The 21,209-nt window shown below is 49.5% G+C and carries 20 protein-coding genes and 1 riboswitch; of the genes, 8 read left to right on the top strand and 12 right to left on the bottom strand.

Annotation, left to right across the window (positions count from 1 at the left end; translation table 11 throughout):
* Window positions 1–42: 42 nt before the first annotated feature.
* A complete protein-coding gene (locus tag B0I18_RS18440) occupies window positions 43–897 on the top strand; it encodes a hydroxymethylglutaryl-CoA lyase (RefSeq protein WP_219906005.1) in 855 nt (284 codons plus the stop codon).
* Window positions 898–2,076: 1,179 nt separating this feature from the next.
* Here B0I18_RS18440 and rplQ read toward each other — a convergent pair.
* The 11 genes from rplQ to B0I18_RS18385 form a co-directional block, all read right to left on the bottom strand.
* Entirely contained in the window at window positions 2,077–2,613 is a 537-nt protein-coding gene (gene rplQ, locus B0I18_RS25475; protein ID WP_106524223.1) for a 50S ribosomal protein L17, read from the bottom strand.
* A 120-nt stretch (window positions 2,614–2,733) separates the two neighbouring features.
* The gene (locus B0I18_RS18430; RefSeq protein WP_106524222.1) at window positions 2,734–3,729 is read right to left on the bottom strand and encodes a DNA-directed RNA polymerase subunit alpha; all 996 of its coding nucleotides are present in this window, start codon (window positions 3,727–3,729) and stop codon (window positions 2,734–2,736) included.
* A gap of 65 nt (window positions 3,730–3,794) precedes the next feature.
* Window positions 3,795–4,400, bottom strand: coding sequence for a 30S ribosomal protein S4 (gene rpsD, locus B0I18_RS18425; protein WP_106524221.1), 606 nt, complete (start codon window positions 4,398–4,400; stop codon window positions 3,795–3,797).
* Window positions 4,401–4,551: 151 nt separating this feature from the next.
* On the bottom strand, window positions 4,552–4,956 hold the full coding sequence (gene rpsK, locus B0I18_RS18420; RefSeq protein ID WP_106524220.1) for a 30S ribosomal protein S11: 405 nt from the start codon (window positions 4,954–4,956) through the stop codon (window positions 4,552–4,554).
* A gap of 129 nt (window positions 4,957–5,085) precedes the next feature.
* Window positions 5,086–5,466 carry a 30S ribosomal protein S13 gene (gene rpsM / locus B0I18_RS18415; protein ID WP_106524219.1) on the bottom strand — a complete coding sequence of 127 codons (381 nt, stop codon included), beginning with the start codon at window positions 5,464–5,466 and terminating at the stop codon, window positions 5,086–5,088.
* A gap of 109 nt (window positions 5,467–5,575) precedes the next feature.
* Window positions 5,576–5,692, bottom strand: a complete 117-nt coding sequence (ykgO, locus tag B0I18_RS18410) for a type B 50S ribosomal protein L36 (RefSeq protein ID WP_106524218.1) — start codon at window positions 5,690–5,692, stop codon at window positions 5,576–5,578.
* A 54-nt stretch (window positions 5,693–5,746) separates the two neighbouring features.
* Entirely contained in the window at window positions 5,747–6,088 is a 342-nt protein-coding gene (gene infA, locus B0I18_RS25540; protein WP_425444931.1) for a translation initiation factor IF-1, read from the bottom strand.
* A gap of 297 nt (window positions 6,089–6,385) precedes the next feature.
* Complete coding sequence (gene atpG, locus B0I18_RS18400) at window positions 6,386–7,267, bottom strand: ATP synthase F1 subunit gamma (RefSeq protein WP_106524217.1); 882 nt, start codon at window positions 7,265–7,267, stop codon at window positions 6,386–6,388.
* A gap of 107 nt (window positions 7,268–7,374) precedes the next feature.
* The gene (locus tag B0I18_RS18395) at window positions 7,375–7,752 is read right to left on the bottom strand and encodes a hypothetical protein (RefSeq protein ID WP_106524216.1); all 378 of its coding nucleotides are present in this window, start codon (window positions 7,750–7,752) and stop codon (window positions 7,375–7,377) included.
* Window positions 7,752–9,017: a kynureninase gene (kynU, locus tag B0I18_RS18390; RefSeq protein WP_106524215.1), complete on the bottom strand. Its 1,266-nt coding sequence runs from the start codon at window positions 9,015–9,017 to the stop codon at window positions 7,752–7,754. Before kynU ends, B0I18_RS18395 begins: the two co-directional genes overlap by 1 nt.
* A 69-nt stretch (window positions 9,018–9,086) precedes the next feature.
* Window positions 9,087–9,770 (bottom strand): lipoprotein signal peptidase, encoded by a 684-nt coding sequence (locus tag B0I18_RS18385; protein WP_245882116.1) that lies wholly within the window; start codon window positions 9,768–9,770, stop codon window positions 9,087–9,089.
* 220 nt (window positions 9,771–9,990) lie between these two features.
* A riboswitch (SAM riboswitch) is annotated at window positions 9,991–10,094 on the top strand.
* Between the two features lie 164 nt (window positions 10,095–10,258).
* On the opposite strand from B0I18_RS18385, the gene B0I18_RS18380 reads away from it, so the two are divergent.
* The 7 genes from B0I18_RS18380 (at window position 10,259) to B0I18_RS18350 (ending at window position 18,536) form a co-directional block, all read left to right on the top strand.
* The gene (locus tag B0I18_RS18380; RefSeq protein ID WP_106524339.1) at window positions 10,259–11,446 is read left to right on the top strand and encodes a trans-sulfuration enzyme family protein; all 1,188 of its coding nucleotides are present in this window, start codon (window positions 10,259–10,261) and stop codon (window positions 11,444–11,446) included.
* A gap of 316 nt (window positions 11,447–11,762) precedes the next feature.
* Window positions 11,763–12,209 (top strand): hypothetical protein, encoded by a 447-nt coding sequence (locus tag B0I18_RS18375; protein ID WP_106524213.1) that lies wholly within the window; start codon window positions 11,763–11,765, stop codon window positions 12,207–12,209.
* A 19-nt stretch (window positions 12,210–12,228) separates the two neighbouring features.
* Window positions 12,229–13,494 carry a homoserine dehydrogenase gene (locus tag B0I18_RS18370; RefSeq protein WP_106524212.1) on the top strand — a complete coding sequence of 422 codons (1,266 nt, stop codon included), beginning with the start codon at window positions 12,229–12,231 and terminating at the stop codon, window positions 13,492–13,494.
* A gap of 67 nt (window positions 13,495–13,561) precedes the next feature.
* Window positions 13,562–14,197, top strand: a complete 636-nt coding sequence (locus tag B0I18_RS18365; RefSeq protein ID WP_106524211.1) for a peroxiredoxin — start codon at window positions 13,562–13,564, stop codon at window positions 14,195–14,197.
* An 85-nt stretch (window positions 14,198–14,282) separates the two neighbouring features.
* Window positions 14,283–15,536 (top strand): homoserine dehydrogenase, encoded by a 1,254-nt coding sequence (locus tag B0I18_RS18360; protein WP_106524210.1) that lies wholly within the window; start codon window positions 14,283–14,285, stop codon window positions 15,534–15,536.
* 83 nt (window positions 15,537–15,619) lie between these two features.
* Window positions 15,620–17,563, top strand: coding sequence for a KUP/HAK/KT family potassium transporter (locus B0I18_RS18355; protein WP_106524209.1), 1,944 nt, complete (start codon window positions 15,620–15,622; stop codon window positions 17,561–17,563).
* Between the two features lie 49 nt (window positions 17,564–17,612).
* Window positions 17,613–18,536 (top strand): bifunctional riboflavin kinase/FAD synthetase, encoded by a 924-nt coding sequence (locus tag B0I18_RS18350; RefSeq protein ID WP_106524208.1) that lies wholly within the window; start codon window positions 17,613–17,615, stop codon window positions 18,534–18,536.
* 101 nt (window positions 18,537–18,637) lie between these two features.
* Here the strand turns inward: B0I18_RS18350 and B0I18_RS18345 are convergent, their stop codons facing one another.
* Entirely contained in the window at window positions 18,638–20,983 is a 2,346-nt protein-coding gene (locus B0I18_RS18345; protein ID WP_106524207.1) for a DUF8202 domain-containing protein, read from the bottom strand.
* Window positions 20,984–21,209 lie beyond the last annotated feature (226 nt).

Raw genomic sequence — 21,209 nt, 5'->3', positions numbered from 1 at the left:
CTTTGAGCCGCTAATCTTTACCCTGTAAAATAATTATGTACAATGTCTGAATTCACGATAGTAGAATGCCCGAGGGATGCTATGCAGGGCTGGGCTCATTTTATCCCTACCGAAAAGAAGATCAATTACCTGAACCAGTTGCTGAAAGTAGGCTTCGATGTGCTCGATTTCGGATCATTCGTCTCGCCTAAAGCAATACCTCAGCTGGCCGATACCAAAGAGGTGGTGCGCCGGCTGGATATGAGCAACAGTGCCACAAAACTGCTGGCCATTGTCGCCAATAAACGCGGCGCCGAAGACGCCGTACAGTACGACGAGATCAGTTACCTGGGCTTCCCTTTTTCCATTTCTGAAACATTCCAGTTACGCAATACCAATAAAACCATTGCTGCTTCGCTGGCCGAGGTAGAAGAGATGCAGCAGCTTTGCGTGCAACGCGGCAAGAAGCTGGTACTCTATATTTCCATGGGCTTCGGTAATCCCTATGGCGACGAGTATACCGCCGAGATCGCGATCCAGTGGTTTAAGCGGCTTACCGACCTGGGTATAGAGATCATCGCCATGGCCGATACTGTGGGTGTGGCTAACCCCGAAACGATAAAATATATCTACGATAACCTGATCCCGGCCTTCCCACAGATCGAGATAGGAGCGCACTTCCACTCGGCAGCCCAAACCTGGGAGGAAAAGATACAGGCGGCTTACGATAGCGGCTGTATGCGCTTCGACAGCTCATTAAAAGGTATTGGTGGTTGTCCTATGGCAGAAGACGAGCTAGTGGGTAATATAGCTACTGAAAACATCATTCAATGGGCCAAACAGAAGAACATTCCGCTTCACCTGAACGAGGAGGCTTTTGCCCAGGCTATGTTTATGGCTGCGGAAGTGTTTGTTTAGATTTGAGATGTTAGATATGAGATATTAGATATTAGATGTTAGATATGTGAGGTGAGAGAGTGGGAGAGTGGTTTTGCAGAATACGATAGATATTTGAACACGGAGCCCCTTATTGGAGGGGCTTCGGTGTATGACGGCCTCCCGCTGACACGTATCACGCCATTAAAGCCGGCTAACCGCTGAGATCCTTCGCTGCGCTCAGGATGACAACGAACTCTCTAATACATAACCACTCCAATAAAGCCGGCTAACGGATGATATCCTTCGCTGCGCTCAGGATGACAACGAACTCTCTAATACACAACCACTCCAATAAAGCCGGCTAACCGATGAGATCCTTCGCTGCGCTCAGGATGACAACGAACTCTCTAATACACAACCACTCCAATAAAGCCAGCTAACCGCTGAGCTCCTTCGCTTCGCTCAGGATGACAGCGAACTCTCTAATACATAGCCACTCCAATAAAGCCGGCTAACGGATGGGATCCTTCGCTGCGCTCAGGATGACAACGAACTCTCTAATACACAACCACTCCAATAAAGCCGGCTAACGGATGAGATCCTTCGCTGCGCTCAGGATGACAATCGTCCTCTTGATACTTGTTACTTTACTCGCTGGTAAAGCCAGCTAATTGATGAGATCCTTCGCTGCGCTCAGGATGACAACGAACTCTCTAATACACAACCACTCCAATAAAGCCGGCTAACGGATGAGATCCTTCGCTATGCTCAGGATGACAGCCTCCCGCTGATACACAGCACTCCAATAAAGCCAGCTAATTGATGAGATCCTTCGCTGCGCTCAGGATGACAACGAACTCTCTAATACATAACCACTCCAATAAAGCCGGCTAACGGATGATATCCTTCGCTGCGCTCAGGATGACAACGAACTCTCTAATACACAACCACTCCAATAAAGCCGGCTAATTGATGAGATCCTTCGCTTCGCTCAGGATGACGGCGAACACGTCAACAGTTCAAAATTCAAAACTCAAAATTCAAAATTTCCCTGCTATGCTCAGGATGACAGGCAACCCTTGTACGCTTAACATCTCACATCTCATATCTAACATCTCATATCTAACATCTCATATCTAACATCTCACATCCCAATACCCCATAGCAAAAATGCCGGCAATCATTGATTGCCGGCATTTCCAGTAAATACGATAAAGCTTATTCAGCTGCTGTACCTTCGTCGGTAGCAGGAGTTTCTTTAGCCGGAGCTTCAGGAGTTGTTTCTTCTGCTTTAACTTCAGGAGCGGCAGTTTCTGCTGCTGGAGTTGCTTTGGCACCACCACGGCTACGACGTGTTTTCTTAGCGGTAGTTGCTTTAGCATCTTTAGTGTAGATGGTGTTGAAATCAACCAGTTCGATCATGGCCATATCAGCAGCATCACCCATACGGGCCTGCAGTTTGATGATACGGGTATAACCACCTGGACGGTCAGCTACTTTATCGCTGATCGCACCGAACAGTTCCTTGATCGCTTCTTTATCCTGCAGTTTGCTGAATACTAAACGACGGTTGTTAACAGTATCTTTTTTAGACTTGGTGATCAGGGGCTCTACGTAAGTACGCAGCACTTTAGCTTTAGCCAGAGTGGTGTTGATACGTTTGTACTGGATCAGTTGGCAAGCCAGGTTGGAAAGTAACGCTTTCCTGTGTGCCGTAGTACGGCCTAAGTTGTTGATTTTGTCTCCGTGACGCATGACGTTTGAATTTTAAAACTTTGTACCGTGTCAAGGGCTACAAAGCGCGGCCATCGTGGCCTTTGTGAGTAATAAAAAACCTACCTGCCTCAGCTGAAGCAGGTAGGGGGATTGTTTAGATTAGTCTTCGCTCATTTTAACACGGCTGATATCCATGCCAAAATGTAAACCGCGTTCGCCCAGTACCTGGTCGATCTCGGTCAGGGATTTCTGGCCGAAGTTACGGAACTTCATCAGCTCGTCCTGGGTGTACTGTACCAGTTCGCTCAGGGAGTTGATTTTAGCTGCTTTCAGACAGTTGAACGCACGTACGGAGAGCTCGAGGTCTTCCAGCGGTGTGTTCAGTACTTTACGCAGTTGCAGCATACCTTCATCCACGGTTTCTTCCTTCTCTTCACGTTTCACATCCAGGGAAATGTTTTCGTCTGTGATGATCATCAGGTGCTGGATCAGGATACGGGATGCTTCTTTTACAGCTTCTTCAGGATGGATGGTACCGTCGGTAACCACTTCCATGATCAGTTTTTCGTAGTCGGTACGTTGCTCCACACGGGTATTCTCAATCGTGTATTTCACGTTTTTGATCGGCGTGAAGATAGAATCGATCGCGATAAAGTTAACCGGTGCATCTTTAGGGCGGTTCTCTTCTGAAGGAACATAACCGCGTCCTTTTCCGATGTGGATCTCTATTTCCAGTGTAGCAGAGGAATCTAAATTACAAATAACCAGTTCAGGATTCATCACCTCAAAGTTAGGAGTAGCTTCGCCGATCATGCCGGCGGTGAACTGCTCTTTACCTTTGATCACCAGTTCCAGCTTATCGCTGTTGATGTCGCCGTCGCCGTTCTTCTTCAGACGTACTTGTTTCAGGTTCAGAATAATTTCTGTAACGTCTTCAATTACGCCTTTGATTGTAGCAAATTCGTGGTCTGCACCGGAAATTTTGATACCGGTGATAGCATAACCTTCCAGGGAGGAAAGCAATACCCTGCGCAGAGCATTACCAATCGTTACAGCGTAGCCGGGTTCCAACGGGCGAAATTCAAATTGCGCTTCAAAGTCAGTTGCTTTTTGCAACACAATTTTATCCGGTTTTTGAAAATTTAATATAGCCATTACTGAATGGATTGTTTTTAGATAAATTTTAAAATGAGTAAGCCCCCCGTTCAGGGGGCAAGAGCTTATTTAGAGTACAACTCTACGATCAGTTGTTCTTTAATATTCTCAGGAACATTTTCACGTTCTGGGTAAGCAACGAAAACGCCTTTTAACTCTTTTTCGTTAAAATCCAGCCAGTTGATGTTCGGGTTTTTGCTACGCACCTGGCTGAGCACAGCGGTGTTCACTTTAGATTTTGGTTTCAGTTCGATCACGTCGCCTGGTTTCAGGGAGTAAGAAGGAATGTTTACAGACTCACCATTGATCAGGATGTGTTTGTGAGAAACTAGCTGACGTGCCGCAGGGCGGGTAGGCGCCAGGCCAAGGCGGTAAACGGTATTGTCCAAACGTGCTTCGAGCAGTTTGATCAGGTTCTCGCCGGATGCACCTTTACGACGTGCAGCTTCCTGGTAGGTGTTGCTGAACTGACGCTCCAGAACGAGGTAGGTGTATTTTGCTTTTTGTTTTTCTTTCAGCTGTACAGCGTATTCGCTCGGTTGTTTACGTTTGCGGTTAGCGCCGTGCATACCCGGAGGGTTGCTGTTCTTAGAAAGGTTTTTGCCGGAACCCAGGATAGGTTCACCAAAGATGCGGCAGATTTTGTTTTTTGGACCTGTATAACGTGCCATGTTTTTGTGTTATCGATTTTTGAATTAATACCAGTTCCAGCTCGTCTAAAAATCGTAAAATCTGATATGGAATGGTTAATGAATAATAAATGAAAACGTTTTGCAGTTCAGAAAACGGGTTTCTGAACTGCAAAACTGCAAATATAATAAGTTATACCCTTCTTTTCTTCGGAGGACGGCAACCATTGTGTGGCATTGGGGTAATATCTTTGATAGAAGTTACTTCGATACCGCTGTTGGCTACAGAACGAATAGCGCCTTCACGACCGGAACCAGGTCCTTTTACGTAAATGTCCGCTTTTTTCATACCGGCGTCAGTTGCTACTTTAGCAGCGTCTGCAGCTGCCTGCTGTGCAGCGTACGGTGTGTTCTTTTTAGAGCCACGGAAGCCCATTTTACCGGCAGATGACCAGGAAATAACCTGACCCTGCTTGTTGGTAAAGCTGATAATGATGTTGTTGAAAGTAGCGCTGATGTGCACATCACCGTGTACATCCACTTTCGCTACGCGTTTCTTCGCGGCCGCTTTCGCTGAACCTGCTTTTGCTTTTGCCATTTTTTAAAAAAAGGTAGTCTGTTAAAAAAATTACTCAGGCAGTCTTTTTGACCGGTCTAAGCTGCATACTCCCTAACCCACCAAGAAGTAAAGAACGAGGCTCTGGTGAATATGCAATGATTGTCAAGCTTACTTCTTTGGTGCTTTTTTCTTACCGGCAACAGTTTTGCGTTTACCTTTACGGGTACGACTGTTGGTACGGGTACGTTGTCCACGCAGGGGCAGACCTTTACGATGACGAAGACCGCGGTAGCAGGCAATATCCATCAGGCGTTTGATGTTCATCTGCACTTCAGAGCGCAGCTGACCTTCAACTTTAAATTCGCCGTTGATAATATTACGGATTGCGGCTTGTTCATCATCATTCCACTCGCTAACTTTCTTATTCAGGTCGATGTTAGACTTGTCCAAGATGTAACGGGCGGTGCTACGACCAATACCAAAGATGTACGTGAGACCTATTTCACCACGCTTGTTTTTCGGAAGATCAATACCAGCTATACGAGCCATTTATTCTTATTTTGGGATTTAAATTTTAAGTTTCGGATTGTTTTGAACGAATTCGGATTATGGTAATTGAAATCATTCAAACTGATAATCCAAAAAGTATCTTTAAAAATTAGCCCTGGCGTTGTTTGAAACGAGGATTCTTTTTATTGATTACGAATAATTTGCCTTTGCGACGTACGATTTTGCAATCGGCGCTGCGCTTTTTGATGGCTGCACGAACTTTCATCTTGAATAGTTATTATGATTATGAAATAATTGTTAAAAACGTTTTGCCGCTCTCTTATTTGTACCTGTAAATGATACGGCCCCGGGACAAATCATAGGGACTCATTTCCACACCTACTTTATCGCCGGGCAGGATACGGATGTAGTGCATACGCATCTTACCGGAGATTGTTGCCAATATCTCATGCCCATTTTCGAGGCGAACACGAAACATAGCGTTAGAGAGTGCTTCAACTATATTTCCATCTTGTTTAATCAGGGATTGTTTTGCCATAAATTCCAAAAGGAATGCAAAGGTAGCTTGATTTTTTGGAATATCAAAAAAACTTTTTTCTTTTAATGTACGAATATCCGCAAATTTAGTTATAATCCCTCGCAAATAGGTATCAGGTATCAAGTATCAGGAGCCAAGTATCAAGAGGACGATTGTCATCCTGAGCGAAGCGAAGGATCTCACCGGTTAGCCGGCTTTATTATATAGTAATTGTGTTAGAGGACGCTTGTCATTCTGAGCGCAGCGAAGGATCTCATCAATTAGCTGGCTTTATTCGAGTGATTGTGTATTGACGTGTTCGCTGTCATCTGGAGCGCAGCGAAGTATCTCCTCAACTAGCTGGCTTTATTAACAATTGCATACCTGCCATAAGAAAAGCGTGCCCTTCCGGACACGCTTTTCGCAACTTTATAAACACGCTTAGCCTTGTAATGCTGCAGCACCGCTCACGATCTCTGTAAGCTCGGTGGTGATCGCAGCCTGGCGGGCACGGTTGTAAGAAATTTTGAGGTTACGCAGGATCTCAGCGGCGTTCTCTGTCGCTTTATCCATCGCGGTCATACGGGCGCCATGCTCGGACGCATGGGCGTCCAGGATCGCTTTGTAAACCTGTGTATTGAGGATCTTGGGCATCAGCTCCTGGATCAATACTTCTTTAGAAGGCTCGAACAGGAAATCGGTCTGTTTTTTGCTCTCTTTGCTTTCCACTTTAGGGATAGGCAGGTAAGGTTCCGCTACGAATACCTGGGTAGCGGCGTTCTTAAACTGGCTGTATACCAGCTCTACACGGTCGTATTCCTTACGCAGGAAGGCTTCCTGGGCAAAGATAGCAGCGCGTTTTACATTCTCGAAGCCCAGGTCGGAGAACAGGTCCCAGAAGTTTTCGACCAGCTTATAGCCGTGACGCTGGAAATATTCGTAACCTTTTTTACCGATAGGCAGGATGGTAACATTGCCTTTTGCCGCCTGTGCGCTATACCTGTCGCTGATTACCTGGCGCGTGGCCTTGATGATATTGGAGTTGTAAGCGCCACAGGTACCACGATCGCTGGTAATGGGAATCAACAGCACTTTTTCTGCAGACCGGTCAGCTGCCAGGGGAAGATCCATTTCGCCACCAAGGCTGCTTACGATATTGCTCAGCATATCCTGCATTTTCTGGGTATACGGGCGCATCTGGAGGATGGCATCCTGTGCACGACGCAGTTTGGCCGCACTCACCATCTTCATGGCTTTCGTGATCTGCTGCGTAGAGGTTACGGATTGTATGCGTAAACGAACTTCTTTAAGCTGTCCGGACATATAATATAAATATTTTTAATTTCTTAAATTTCGGTGCAAAGGTAAGAAGCAATTGGCGGATGTGCAAATTTTCTCCCCATATCCTTGCATAAACGGGTAAAATGATATCAGGTGGCTATCCTTACGGATAAAATAAAACAAATAAGGTCGCCCAGCAACAGGATATACACCGCGAAGGCCGACTTTTTACGCAACAGGAAAAAGGTACCCGCCAGCAACGTCAGCAGGCCCAGTACGAACAGTATAAAATAAGGCTGGGTTACCGGGTTGATCGTTTGCCCGGGGTACAACGCTGCGATCTTGGGCAGCTTGCGGGTATAATCGAAAAAGAAAAAGGCCGTAACGGTTACCAGTGCCTCAAAAGCGTAAAGGATCACCAGCAGCAATACCTTTAAGGTCTGCACCAGTCTCCTGTTTTCAGGCTTTCTCAGTCCTGCGAATATCGACCCCAGGTCTTCCTGTTCTGCTGCTCCCGGATCCTGCATTATACCGCCAGTGTTTTCAGTACTTCATAGAAACGGTACACATCCTCGAAGGAGTTGTACAGCGGCACGGGCGCTACGCGGATCACGTTAGGCTCGCGCCAGTCGGCGATCACGCCCTGGTTCGTAAGGGCATCGAAGGCTTCGCGGCCTTTGTCGTGGAACAGCAGGGAGAGCTGTGCACCGCGCCGTTCGGGCTCTGAAGGGGTAATGATGGTAAACGAAAGGTGGTTAAGCTGCTGCAGCAGGAACTCCAGGTAGGCGGTCATGCGTTTGCTTTTGGCCCGCAGGTCGCGCATATTCGTCTTGTCGAATATATCGAGCGAAGCCCGGTGCCCCACCATATTGAATACCGGCGCATTGCTCATTTGCCAGCTGGCGGCGCCTTTGGCCGGGATAAAGCCTTTTTTCATTTTAAAGCGGGTGCTTTCGTCATTGCCCCACCAGCCGGCCAGGCGGAAAACCTCGGGATTGTTGCCGTGTTTTTCGTGTACGAAAATACCGCCAACACCACCAGGACCGGAGTTCAGGTATTTGTAGGAACACCAGCAGGCAAAGTCGACCTTCCAGTCGTGCAGTTGCAAGGGGATATTGCCCATGGCATGGGCCAGGTCGAAGCCGGCGATAGCGCCAATGCGGTGTGCGGCTTCGGTAATGCTTTTCAGATCGTAGTACTGGCCGGTATAATAGTTTACTGCGCCCATCATCACACAGGCTACGCTTTCGCCGGCTTCTTCGATGGCCTGGAGTATATCTTCGTCGCGCAGACAATGTTCGCCTTCGCGCGGGCTAAGCTCGATAATGGCATCGTCGGGATTGTGGCCGTACATCCTTACCTGGGTCTCGATAGCATATTGGTCGGAGGGAAATGCGCCCGCCTCCATAATGATCTTGTAACGGCTGCCGGAAGGCTTGTAGAACGACAACAGCAGCAGGTGCAGGTTTACCGTAAGGGTATTCATCGCTACTACTTCTTCCTTTTGGGCGCCTACAATGCGGGCCAGGGAAGGGGAGAACTGCTGGTGGTAGCTGAACCAGGGCCTTTCTGCGTTGAAATGGCCTTCGACGCCCCATTTTGCCCAGTCGGCCAGTTCTTTTTCAAAAAGATAGGCGGTACTTTTTGGCTGCAGGCCCAGCGAGTTGCCGCAAAGGTAAATGCAGTCCTGTCCTTCGTGCTGCGGAATATGAAAGCGTTCGCGGAAAGAGAACAGGATATCGATGTCATCCTGCCCCTGAGCGTATTCTAAAGTAGGTTCGAAATTGGCCACAGAATTAAAATGGGTTAAAATTGTTTAACGGTTATGGAAGTACAGAAAGGGAGCCTTTCCCCGGGTGGTTTACTCCCCCTTGGCGGCATCGCTCATAGCAGAGCCGGTGGGTGTGCCGGCACTTTCGGTACGCTCGTTTTTTGGTGTTGTTTGCGGCGTCAGCAGTCTTTTCTGGAAAAAGAGCAGCGTCAGCACGCCGGTGGAGATGGCCGCATCGGCCAGGTTAAAGATGGGTTCGAAAAAGCGCAAAGGCTTGCCGCCCCATACCGGTACCCAATTGGGCCAGGTGGTATCGACCAGCGGGAAGTAGAACATGTCTACCACCTTGCCGTGCAGGAAGGAGCCATAGCCCTTGCCCGGCGCTACCATATGCGCAATGTCCAGCCCGCTTTCGGTAAAGATAAGACCGTAGAAGAGGCTGTCGATCAGGTTGCCGGCCGCACCTGCCAGGATCAGGGCTGCACAGATCAGCAGGCCATTGCCATATCCTTTCTTTACCAGGTTTTTGACCCAGTAGAAGCCAAAGGCTACCGCCACCAGGCGGAAGGTGGTCAGGATCACTTTGCCGAGCGGGGTATCCATGATCTTCATGCCGAAGGCCATGCCCTCGTTTTCGATAAAGCAAAGCTGGAACCAGTTGCCGGCAACGTGTACCGACTCGCCCATATAGAAATGGGTCTTTACATAAACCTTGATGATCTGATCGGCTAAGAGGATCAGGAAAACGATGAGCAGGAGATGTTTATACTTCAACGGAATAATGTTTAAATATCAGGTGCAACGCTAAGCCCCGACCGGCGGGGTGGTACATAAAGCGCCGGTAGCTGCAGCCTTTATTGCTATAAATTTGCGTGCAAAAATAGCGCAAATAGCCTGCTTTACACCATAGGTGTAATAATTTTCGGAAAATAAATTTGGTAATTCAAAAAAACTCCCATTATCTTTGCACCCGAAGTTCTTATTTCAATATTGCTACTTATCCAGAAAGGTGGAGGGAAATGGCCCGATGATACCTTAGCAACCTATACACGATATAAGGTGCTAATTCCAACCTGCCCAGGCAGGGACAGATAAGTCAGGTCAAAGCTTTATACAATACCGGTAACAATACCTCATTATATAAGCTCATCTGATTTATCAGGTGAGCTTTTTTTTATGCTCTTCTGATAGATTTCTTTCCGGATAGGTCAGCAAAAATGTTTAATCAATTTTTGTTCACCCTGTTTAATTCAACGAAAGAAATGAGCACAAGCACTCAGATCCTGGGCAGTATTCCTGTCGACCCCTTAACCGGAGCCATCAGCGTTCCCATCTACCAAACCGCAACCTTTGTACAGGAGGCGCCCGGCATCAACAAAGGTTACGATTACTCGCGTAGCGGCAACCCTACAAGGGCTACCCTCGAAACCATACTGGCGCAACTCGAAAGCGGTACCACCGGGCTAGCCTTTGCCAGCGGCCTTGCTGCCATCGATACCGTATTGAAACTGCTGAAATCGGGCGACGAGATCCTGGCAGTCGACGATATCTACGGTGGCGCTTACCGCCTCTTTACCAAAGTCTACGAAAAATTCGGCATTAAGGTGAACTATGTCGATACCACCGACCTGGAGCAGGTAGCCCGGGCCTTTACGGCCGGTACCCGCCTCGTATGGCTTGAATCGCCTACCAATCCTACCCTTAAAGTTTCCGATATAAAAGCCATCGCCCAACTGGCGCATAGCAACGGGGCGCTGCTTTGTGTTGACAATACCTTTGCCTCGCCGGTGGTACAGAAGCCGCTGGAACTGGGCGCCGATATTGTAATGCACAGCGCTACCAAATACCTGGGCGGCCATAGCGACCTGATCGCCGGCGCGCTGGTAACGCGCGACGAAGAGCTGGGCGCACAACTCAAATTCCTGCAGAACGCCGGTGGTAATATACTCGGCCCCTTCGATTCCTGGCTGATTATACGCGGCCTCGAAACCCTTACGCTGCGCATCAAGCAACAATGTGCCTCTGCATTGGCCATTGCACAATACCTCGAGCAGCACGACGCCATCGAAAGCGTATACTATCCCGGTCTCGAAAGCCATCCGAATTATGAAACGGCCTGCAGGCAGCAAAAAGGCTTTGGCGGTATTATCAGCTTCCGGCTGAAAGAAGATACCCAGGAGGCTGCGGGGCTTTTCCTGAAACAGACCCGCTTGTTTCACCTGGCCGAGAGCCTGGGCGGTGTAAAGAGCCTGTGTTGCCTGCCTTGCGAGATGACCCATAAATCGGTACCCCGCGAAAAGTGCCTGGAAACGGGCGTTACAGACGGCTTTATCCGTTTGTCGGTGGGACTGGAAGAAACAGAAGACCTGATCGCAGACCTGGAACAGGCCTTGCAGGGACTGAACCATACGGTAGCAGCGGTAGTGGAAGAAAGCCTGGCAGCCTGCTGAAAACTGTACACAGCGGCCGATAGAAGAAATTGATACAGGCTATCATTTTAATTTGGGAAATAAAAACGAAAACAATTAGCTTTGTTTATCACGTTTGCAACACTGCAACAATTTATGACAGCAACAGCAATTCATATTTATACTACACAAACGGTCATTGCGCGCCAGCGAATGATGTGTAGTTGCTGTTGTTATATGTGGTAATACTCTTCTGATAGTTTTCCCGATAACCCGATAATGATAAGCAGCTGTTTCGCCCGCCGGCAATAGCTTCTGCTTGTTTCTCCTTTTATTTTACCCGCTTAATTTTCAGCTCATGGCTACCCTAAATTTTTCCTTTGCAGGCGAGAGCATCAATGCCGCAAAACTGGAACCCAAAGTAAGGAAATTCGAACTGCAGTTTGAAAATCCTGTATACGCAGAACTGAACCGGGCTACACCTTATTCGATCGAATATTTCTATTCCATCGACCGCTATGCAGAAAACCTGAGCGAAGCAATTCACTTGTCTGCAGCGGAACTGGGCGTGGCCATCGGCAACCTCGTGATCCGTATTGTAGGTTATATCAATACCACGAAGTACAACAACCGGCAACAGCTGTTCAATAAAGTAGACGTGGCGCTGGAGATAACCGCCAATGCCTCCGACGCGATCCTGAACGAAGTGCTGAAACTCGCAAGGGAACTGAATCCTGTCGACGAACGTATCGGCAATAAAGTACAATTCAATTATTCTTTAAACACAATTATTCATCTCAACTGATTTTTTTCAAACCATATATATGTCTGGCAACAAGCAATTAACTATAGGATTATTCGGCTTCGGTGTAGTAGGAGAGGGGCTGTACAAAGTACTGCAACAAACACCATCGCTTAACGGCGAGATCCGCAAGGTCTGCATCAAACATCCCGATAAGCAACGTAATGCGCCACAGGAGCTGTTTACCACCGATAAGGATGAACTGCTGCAGGACGAAAGCATTAACGTGATCGTGGAAGTGATCGACGATGCCGATGCTGCTTTCGATATTGTAAAGACCGCTTTGCTGAATGGTAAATCGGTAGTAAGCGCCAGCAAGAAAATGATTGCCGAGCACCTGCCCGAACTGCTGCAGCTGCAACAGGAAACCGGCCTGCCGTTCCTCTATGAAAGCGCTGCATGTGCCTCTATTCCCGTAATCCGTAACCTGGAGGAGTATTACGATAACGACCTGCTGCATTCTATTAAAGCCATCGTAAACGGCTCTACCAATTTTATCCTGACCAAGATATTCGAAGATAAGCTGGAGTTTGCAACAGCCCTGAAACTGGCGCAGGACCTGGGTTTCGCCGAAAGCAATCCGAAGCTCGACGTGGAAGGTTACGATGCCGTTAATAAATGGACCTTCCTGCTGACCCATGCCTATGGTATTGTAACCGGTACCAACGAGATTCTCTTCAGCGGTATCCAGAACATACAACTGGGCGATGCCAAAGTAGCACGGGAAAAGGGTTACGAGATCAAACTGGTAGCCCAGGCCAAAAAGCTTTCGGATGGTAAGGTAGCCGCCGTGGTACTGCCACAGTTCATTGCCCAGCAGGACCCACTGACGTTCGTTAAAAACGAGTATAACGGTGTTGTGATTGAAAGTGGCTTTGCCGATAAGCAGTTCTTTTATGGTAAGGGCGCTGGTAGCTTCCCTACGGCATCGGCGGTACTGAGCGACATATCCGCTTTACGGTACGATTATAAATACGAGTATAAAAAACTATACCATCACCAGCCGGCGCAGCTTTCCAGCGACTTCTACCTGCGGGTGTACATCAGCGCTACGGATTGGGCGCAATTGCCCAAGCAGGAGCTGGAATGGATCGAAGAGTGGCATAGTGGCCAGGACAGGAGCTACCTCGGCGCCGTTATCCATTATAGCAGGCTGCGTAACAGCGACTGGTGGAAACAACCGGGCGTATCGCTGATCCTGGCGCCGGAAGCCATTATCGAGCCGGCGGAACTGGAAAAACTGAGACCCGTAAAAAGCGTAGCCGCGTTGGAAACGGCAGAAGCATAAAAAACATAATACAACATATAAATCCCTCCCGCAAGGGGTATAGTTTCATCTTAAAAAAACAAAGATTATGTCATTACGACTTGGGGACGAAGTGCCCGATTTTAAAGCCAAAACAACGGTAGGCGATATCAGCTTCCACGAATTCCTGGGCGATAGCTGGGGCGTGCTTTTCTCTCACCCCGCCGATTATACACCGGTATGCACCACCGAGCTGGGCCGTACCGCACAGCTTAAGGACGAATTTGCCCGTCGCAATGTAAAAGCCATTGCCCTGAGCGTGGACCCCCTGGATAAACACGAAGGCTGGATCAACGATATCAACGAAACGCAACATACCAAGGTCGAGTTCCCCATCATTGCAGACGAGGACCGCAAAGTATCGGGCCTGTATGATATGATACATCCCAATGCATCGGCTACGGCCACGGTACGGTCGCTGTTCATTATCGGACCGGACAAAAAGCTGAAGCTGTCGCTGACCTACCCGGCCTCTACCGGCCGCAATTTTACCGAAGTGCTCCGGGTAATCGATTCGCTGCAGCTTACCGCCCTGCACAGCGTCGCTACCCCGGCCGACTGGAAGAACGGCGAAGACGTGATCGTAGTGCCTTCCGTAACCACGGAGGAAGCCCTGAAGCGTTTTCCCAAAGGACTGAATATTATAAAGCCATATTTACGTTATACGCCCCAACCCGAATCCTGAGCGTATAACGCCGAATGCGAGTAACCAACCCCGCTGGATTGTCCAGTCTATAGCGGTTAACCTATTAAAACAACAACAAGTAAAAATGAATCAGATCTGTATCGGACTTTTTGGTAATGGCGTGGTAGGCAAAGGCTTCCGCCACCTGATAAGCGCCACGGGCGGCGCGGTGATAAAAAAGATAGCCGTGCGTTACCCGGCCAAGCACCCAACGCTGCAGGCGCCCCTGCTGGCCGCATCCAAAGAAGAAGTGATCCTGGACGAAGACGTGAACGTGATCGTAGAGGCAATCGACGATGAAGTAGCCGCATTCGGCATCCTGCAGCTGGCCCTGCAGCATAAAAAGCCGGTAATCACCGCCAACAAGAAAATGGTGGCCCGTTACCTGCCCGAGATCATCCGCTTACAGATCGAACATAAAACCCCCGTGTTGTACGAAGCGGCCTGTTGCGCCGGCGTGCCGGTGGTCCGTTTGTTGCAGGATTATTACCATTCGGCTACCATCAACAAGCTGGAAGGCATTATCAATGGCTCCACCAATTATATCCTCACCGCCATGCAGCTGTTCCGCTTTAAATTCGACCATGCGCTGCAACTGGCGCAGGAGGCTGGGTTTGCGGAGAGCGATGCCTCGCTCGATGTAGAAGGCAAGGACGGGTTACACAAACTGTGCATCCTGGTGCGCCATCTCTGGAGTGCGCCGGTGGCGATAGACCAGATCGTACATACCGGTATCCAGAACCTGCTGCCCCAGGACCTGCGCCTGGCAGAACAATTGCAGGGCTGCATCAAGCTGGTAGCCGTTACGGAACGCACCGGTCCCGGCAGTATTAACGCTTACCTCCTGCCGCGCCTGGTGCTGAAGCAGGATCCGCTTTTCCAGGTAAGCCAGGAAAACAATGGCCTGGTGATAGAAGATCTGTTTAAAGGACAGCATTTCCTGCATGGTAAGGGTTCCGGTGGCTTGCCTACTGCTACCGGTTTATGGAATGATATCGTGGCCAGCCGCAGGGGCTACCGGTACCAGTATATCGATACGGGCTCGGAATGCCTGTCGCTGGACTATGGCAAAGAAATAGCCGTACACCTGTCGGTAGCCGCAGGACAGTTCCTGCCCGCTACTGTTTCGGGTAGGCTACATGAATATGCGGCTGATGGCAGCTGCCGCTACTGGACCGGTAGATTAAGCCTGGACGAGCTGCGCCAGGACGACTGGTGGAAGCAGGAAGGCGTTTCGCTGCTCGATATTTCGGGACTGGAGGCCGAGGATGAGCTCGAATTGCTCGACCATCTCAAAACGGCGCTGGCTTTACAGAAAGATATCTTTCAGCCGGTATAAGGAATAGCCGAAATAAAGTTAAAGAATAATTTAAATTTCAGTTAAACAACTACCTTTGCGCCCTAAATAAATTTCACTGTATTGTGGGAGCGAATCTTAAAAAGGCAACTTTAGCCGGAATTATTATTGCACTCGGTATTGTATTTGGCGACATCGGTACTTCTCCATTGTATACCATGAGTGCGATAGTCAGGGGAAAGGTGGTGTCCGAATTGCTGGTGGTGGGTGGAGTCTCCTGTATCATCTGGACCCTGACGCTTCAAACAACGATAAAATACGTGATGCTCACCCTCCGGGCTGATAACAAAGGCGAAGGGGGGATCTTCTCGCTGTTTGCGCTGGTGCGCAGGCATGCCAAATGGATCGTGTTCTTTGCCATGATCGGGGGCGCTGCGCTACTGGCCGATGGCCTGATTACGCCGCCCATTACCGTTACCTCCGCCATCGAAGGCCTGGACCTTAAACAGGAGACCACCCTGGCGATCGTGGTCGTCATTATTGCCGGCATATTTTTTATGCAGCAGTTCGGTACCAAATCCATCGGTAAGCTCTTCGGGCCTATTATGGTAATCTGGTTCCTGACCATGGCTACCTTCGGGATATCGCATATGGCCGACAATATGCATATTTTCAAGGCCTTTAATCCTTATTACGCCATTAAGCTGCTTACCCAGTACCCGCATGGTTTCTGGTTGCTGGGCGCGGTTTTTCTCTGTACCACGGGCGCCGAGGCGCTTTACTCCGACCTGGGGCACTGCGGCCGGGCCAATATCCGGGCTTCCTGGATCTTTGTAAAAACCTGTCTTATCCTTAACTATATCGGTCAGGGTTCCTGGCTGCTGCGCCACTACGAAGGCCGTATGCTGCCCGGCGATGTAAATGTATTCTTCTCGCTGGCGCCCGAAGGTCCCTTCCGCGTGGGGGCGATCGTAGTGGCTACGCTTGCCGCGATCATCGCTTCGCAGGCGCTTATTTCCGGTTCCTTCTCGCTGGTCAACGAAGCCATTAAGCTGAACCTCTGGCCTAAGATGAAGATCAATTTCCCCTCCAGCGAACGCGGCCAGCTTTTTATACCGGGTATCAACCTGCTGCTCTGGCTGGGTTGTTCGGCGGTCGTTATCTTCTTCGGTTCGTCTGCCGCTATGGAAGGCGCTTATGGTCTGTCGATCACGGTAACCATGATCATGACCTCGCTGCTGCTGAGCTTTTACCTGTTTACCCGCAGGGTGGCCAAGATATGGGTGGGCCTGTACCTGCTTATTTACCTCACCATCGAGGTATCGTTCCTCATTGCCAATCTCGAGAAATTCCCGCCGCCGCATAATGGTTTCGTTACCGTATTTATTGCCGGTGGCCTGTTTGCCGTTATGTTTATGTGGTACAAGGCCAGGCGTATTAAAAACCGTTACGTGGAGTTTGTTCGCCTCGAAGACTACGTGCCTATTATCCAGGAATTGAGCAACGACCGCAGTATTCCCAAATATGCTACCCACCTGGTGTACATGACCAGCGCTAATTTTTCGAAAGAGATCGAGCATAAGATTATTTATTCCATCCTTTACAAAAACCCGAAAAGGGCCGATATCTACTGGTTTGTGCATGTGGATGTACTTGACGAGCCCTATACCATGGACTATGTCGTGCATACAGTGATCCCCAACGAGATCATCCGGGTAGAGTTCAGGCTAGGTTTCAGGGTGGAGCACCGGGTGCAGCTGATGTTCAAGAAGGTGGTCGAGGAAATGGTGGCCAACAAGGAAGTGAACGTAACCAGCCGTTACGAATCGTTAAGTAAAAATAATGTAAGAGGCGATTTCCGTTTTATCGTGATGGAGAAATTCCTTTCCCGCGATAATGAATTGCCGTTTATAGATAAACTGATCATGCGTGGTTATTTCTTCCTCAAGAAGGTAAGTCTTTCGGAAGAGCGGAGCTTTGGTCTCGACCAGAGCGATGTTACGATCGAGAAATTCCCGCTGCTGATCTCCAAAGTATCAGATATAAAACTGCGCAGGGTAGGCGATTAGTGCTGCGCCGGCATAAGCCGGGCCGGTTTTACAGGTTTATTATTTTTTTATGGCAGTATTCCATGAGTTCCGGGAACTTCCCGTTTTCCGTAATCCTGTGGTCACTATCGGATCTTTCGATGGCGTACATCACGGGCATAAAGTTATTCTTTCCGAAGTCGTAAAAGAGGCGAAGGCCGTAAATGGCGAAAGCATCCTGATCACGTTCGAGCCGCATCCCCGGAAGATCATTCATCCCGAACAGCCCCTGGGACTGCTTACGGCGCCCGAGCAAAAGATCAGGCTGATCGAGGCTGAGGGTATCGATCATATTTTCGTAGTGCCTTTTACCCGCGATTTTTCCATGCTTTCCGCTGCGGAGTATGTAACCGATTTCCTGGTAAAACATTTCAACCCGCATACCATCGTGATCGGTTACGACCATCATTTCGGGCATAGCCGCGAGGGCGATATCGGCTTGCTGCGTACTATGCTGGAGCCGCAGGTACGGATAGCGGAGATACCGGCGCAACTGATCGACGATGCGGCCGTAAGTTCTACCAAGATACGCAATGCCCTGCTGAAGGGCAATGTAAAAGAGGCAGCAGAAATGCTGGAGCGCCCTTATACCTTTACCGCTACGGTAGTGCATGGCAATAAGCTGGGCCGTACCATCGGTTACCCCACGGCCAACCTGGAGCCGGTATATGCCGACCTGCTTATTCCCGGTATCGGTATCTATGCAGTACGGGCCGCGGTAGGCGATCGGCTGTATAACGGCATGATGAGTATCGGGTACCGGCCAACGGTTACCGATGAAAAAAAGATAACGATCGAGGTCAATATTTTTGATTTCGCAGCAGAAATATACGGGCAGCGGATAACCGTGCATTGTATCGAATACCTGCGGGGCGAAGAGAAGTTTGACGGCCTGGAAGCGCTTACCGCGCAGATCGCGCAGGACGAGATCCGGTCGAGGGCCGTACTGGGCTAGCTTTAAGCTAAGGTTATAACTACCACTTATTACATGATGCTGACCTAAAAAACGGGGACCTTTTCGGGTCCCGTTTTTATTGATTGTATTGTCAGTATCGCTTAGCGGATAAGGGTCAGGTCGCCCTGGTAGGTTTTTTCCTGGCTGCCCATTTCGCAGGTATAACGCACCCGGTAAAAATAAACGCCTGCATCCATCGGTGTGCCACCATCGGTTTTACCATCCCAGCCTTTGGTAGCTGAGGGAGAATAGAAGACGCGGCGGCCCCAACGGTTAAAGATGCTCATTTCGAACTTCGGTATCGACCGGTTGATCACGGCTTTAAATTCGTCGTTCAGCCCGTCGTTATTGGGGGTGAAGGCATTGGGTATACCCACTTCGCAACAGAAATTTTCCTTGATTTCGGCCGTTACCTCGCCGGAGCAACCGTATTTGTCTACTACCGATACCTTATAAGTACCCTTGGGCAGGTTGAACATACGTGGTCCTTTACCGGTGGCCCAGTTCAGCCAGGAGTAACTGTAGGGCGTGGAACCGCCGCTGGGCGTCACTTTCATTTCCCCGGCCAGACCGCCTGCATCACACCAGGCGTCCTCTGTTTCGGCTGTTACATCCAGCTTATAGGTATAGTTGCTCAGGGTTACGGTAGTATCGTCCTCACAATTGTTTTGGTCTTTGATCTTAACGATATGCGCACCGGGAGCAAGATTATCAAAGGTTTTTACGCTGGTCCAGGTGGGGCTGTTATCGATGTTGTACAGGTAAGAGGGTGTACCGCCGGAGCCCATTACGGTGATCGACCCGTTTTTGGTGGTACAGATGGTATTCTGTGTATCGGTTACGGTTACCAGTATGGGTATGGCATTACCGGTAACGGCATAGGTCTGGCTATAGATACAGCCATTACCCTGTGTTACCGTTACGGTATAGGTGCCCGGGGCAACACCACTGAGGTTTTGTGTGGTTTGCGGCGGTGTACTGTTCCAGCTGTAAGTAAGCGGGGCCGTGCCACCTGTAGGGTTGAGGGTTACACTGCCGTTATTGCCGGCGCATACAATAGGACTTACTTGTCCGTTAAGCGCCAGCGGGGTGGTGCCGAAGGTAAAGTACTGGTTGTTGGCCAGGGTATAGGCGGCATACAATTGCGTACCATTATCCTGCAGGGGAACCTGTACCACGCCCGTGGTAAAGCCCGGGTCGTTGGCTACGATCAGCGAAGTGATCTGGGGCGGTACGTTCGCTTTTTTGAGCGAGAGGGTTACATCGCCGGGCGTGCCGGTAACCTGTGCTTTCCAGGTACGCGCCATGCGGGCGTAAGTGCCATCGGCACTGCAGATTTTAACCAGGGTATCGGCCAGGTTATCGCCAAACAGCACGAACTCTGCATTGGCGCTAAAGGCATTGGTGTTGGCGATATTGGTTGCCGGGAATGTGCCGGTTATATTACCATGGTACATGGTAACCATAGCCCTGTTATTGATCGAAAGCGATTGACGCTGGTCGAGTGCAGAGGAATCGTCGCGGCCCACACCGGTTATATTATTGATAAAGGTGGTATTGGCCACCCTGTCCCAGATTACGGTTCCGGCTGCAGCGGTATAATCGTTAGCATCTGTGCCGGTTTGTGCCAGGGTAAAGCCGTACTTAACGGCGAGGTACGATTCTACTTTATTCCGTTCGGCAGCGGTAAGCGTACGCGAATACAGGATCACTTCTGCAATATCGACTGTAGTGGGGTAGGCCTCGCCGGTCCATTCGTTACCCAGGCTGAAGCGGCCCGGTGTGGTGCCCGGCAGGAACTGGGCTGCTGTTGCTACGTTCTGGGAGGCATCGGTGGCGCCGTTGAGCCGCAGGCTGTTGGTTGCCTGGCTGGTAGCCGCCGTGGCAATGATATTTTTATCGGCGATTACCGATGTAGAAAACAGGTTATTGCCGCCATTCCTGAAGTCGAAGCGCATCCTGCCGGCATTGGCGCCGCCATTGTTTACTTCGTTACCCAGGCGGGAGGGAGAGGTGTTGGTAAACTGCCATTTGAGCCATACGCCGGTCCCCGTCATGGTATGCAGCTTAATCACCTGGATGAGGGTATTGTTATAGCCGTTCAGGATCGTACCGCCGGCAAAGGAGTTGAGGCTGACCAGCGAATTGGGCGCTGTGCTTACAAATGCGATATTGGGATTGAAGTTCAGCCCTGCAGCCTGCAGGAGGGGCGGCTGCTGGTTAGGCAGGCCATTGGCCGTTGTAAAATTGCCGGTGATGCCCGCCCCCGATACTTCGTTCCATTGGGTTACATTATTGGTGGCGTTAAGCGTAGTACCTGTATTAGCCTTTAGCCATACCGTATTGTTGCCGGTAACGCCTCCGGGAGCTTGCGCAAACAGGCTGACGGCCGGAAGCAATAACCCTAAGCTTAAAAGATAACAACAAGTGGTAGACAGTTTTTTCATAATCGATCTGGTAGTTTGTATTAAATATAATAAAAATGACAAAAATGATAGTGGCCTGCCCGCCGGGCCACCTACATGTTGGGGTGGTTGTATTAATTAATTTATAATTAAATAAGCATGTGAGATTCCACCTGTTAAGATAGTTGTTCCGGCCTAAAAAGTTGGTAAAACAGGAGACGAAATATGGTATACTCCATCTATATGTAGGAAGGCGGGAGCGGCCCGG

It is taken from the genome of Taibaiella chishuiensis (assembly GCF_003014535.1).
Classification (GTDB): domain Bacteria; phylum Bacteroidota; class Bacteroidia; order Chitinophagales; family Chitinophagaceae; genus Taibaiella; species Taibaiella chishuiensis.
The sequence above is the reverse complement of the archived record's forward strand: the minus strand, read 5'-3'. Positions and strand labels throughout refer to the sequence as shown.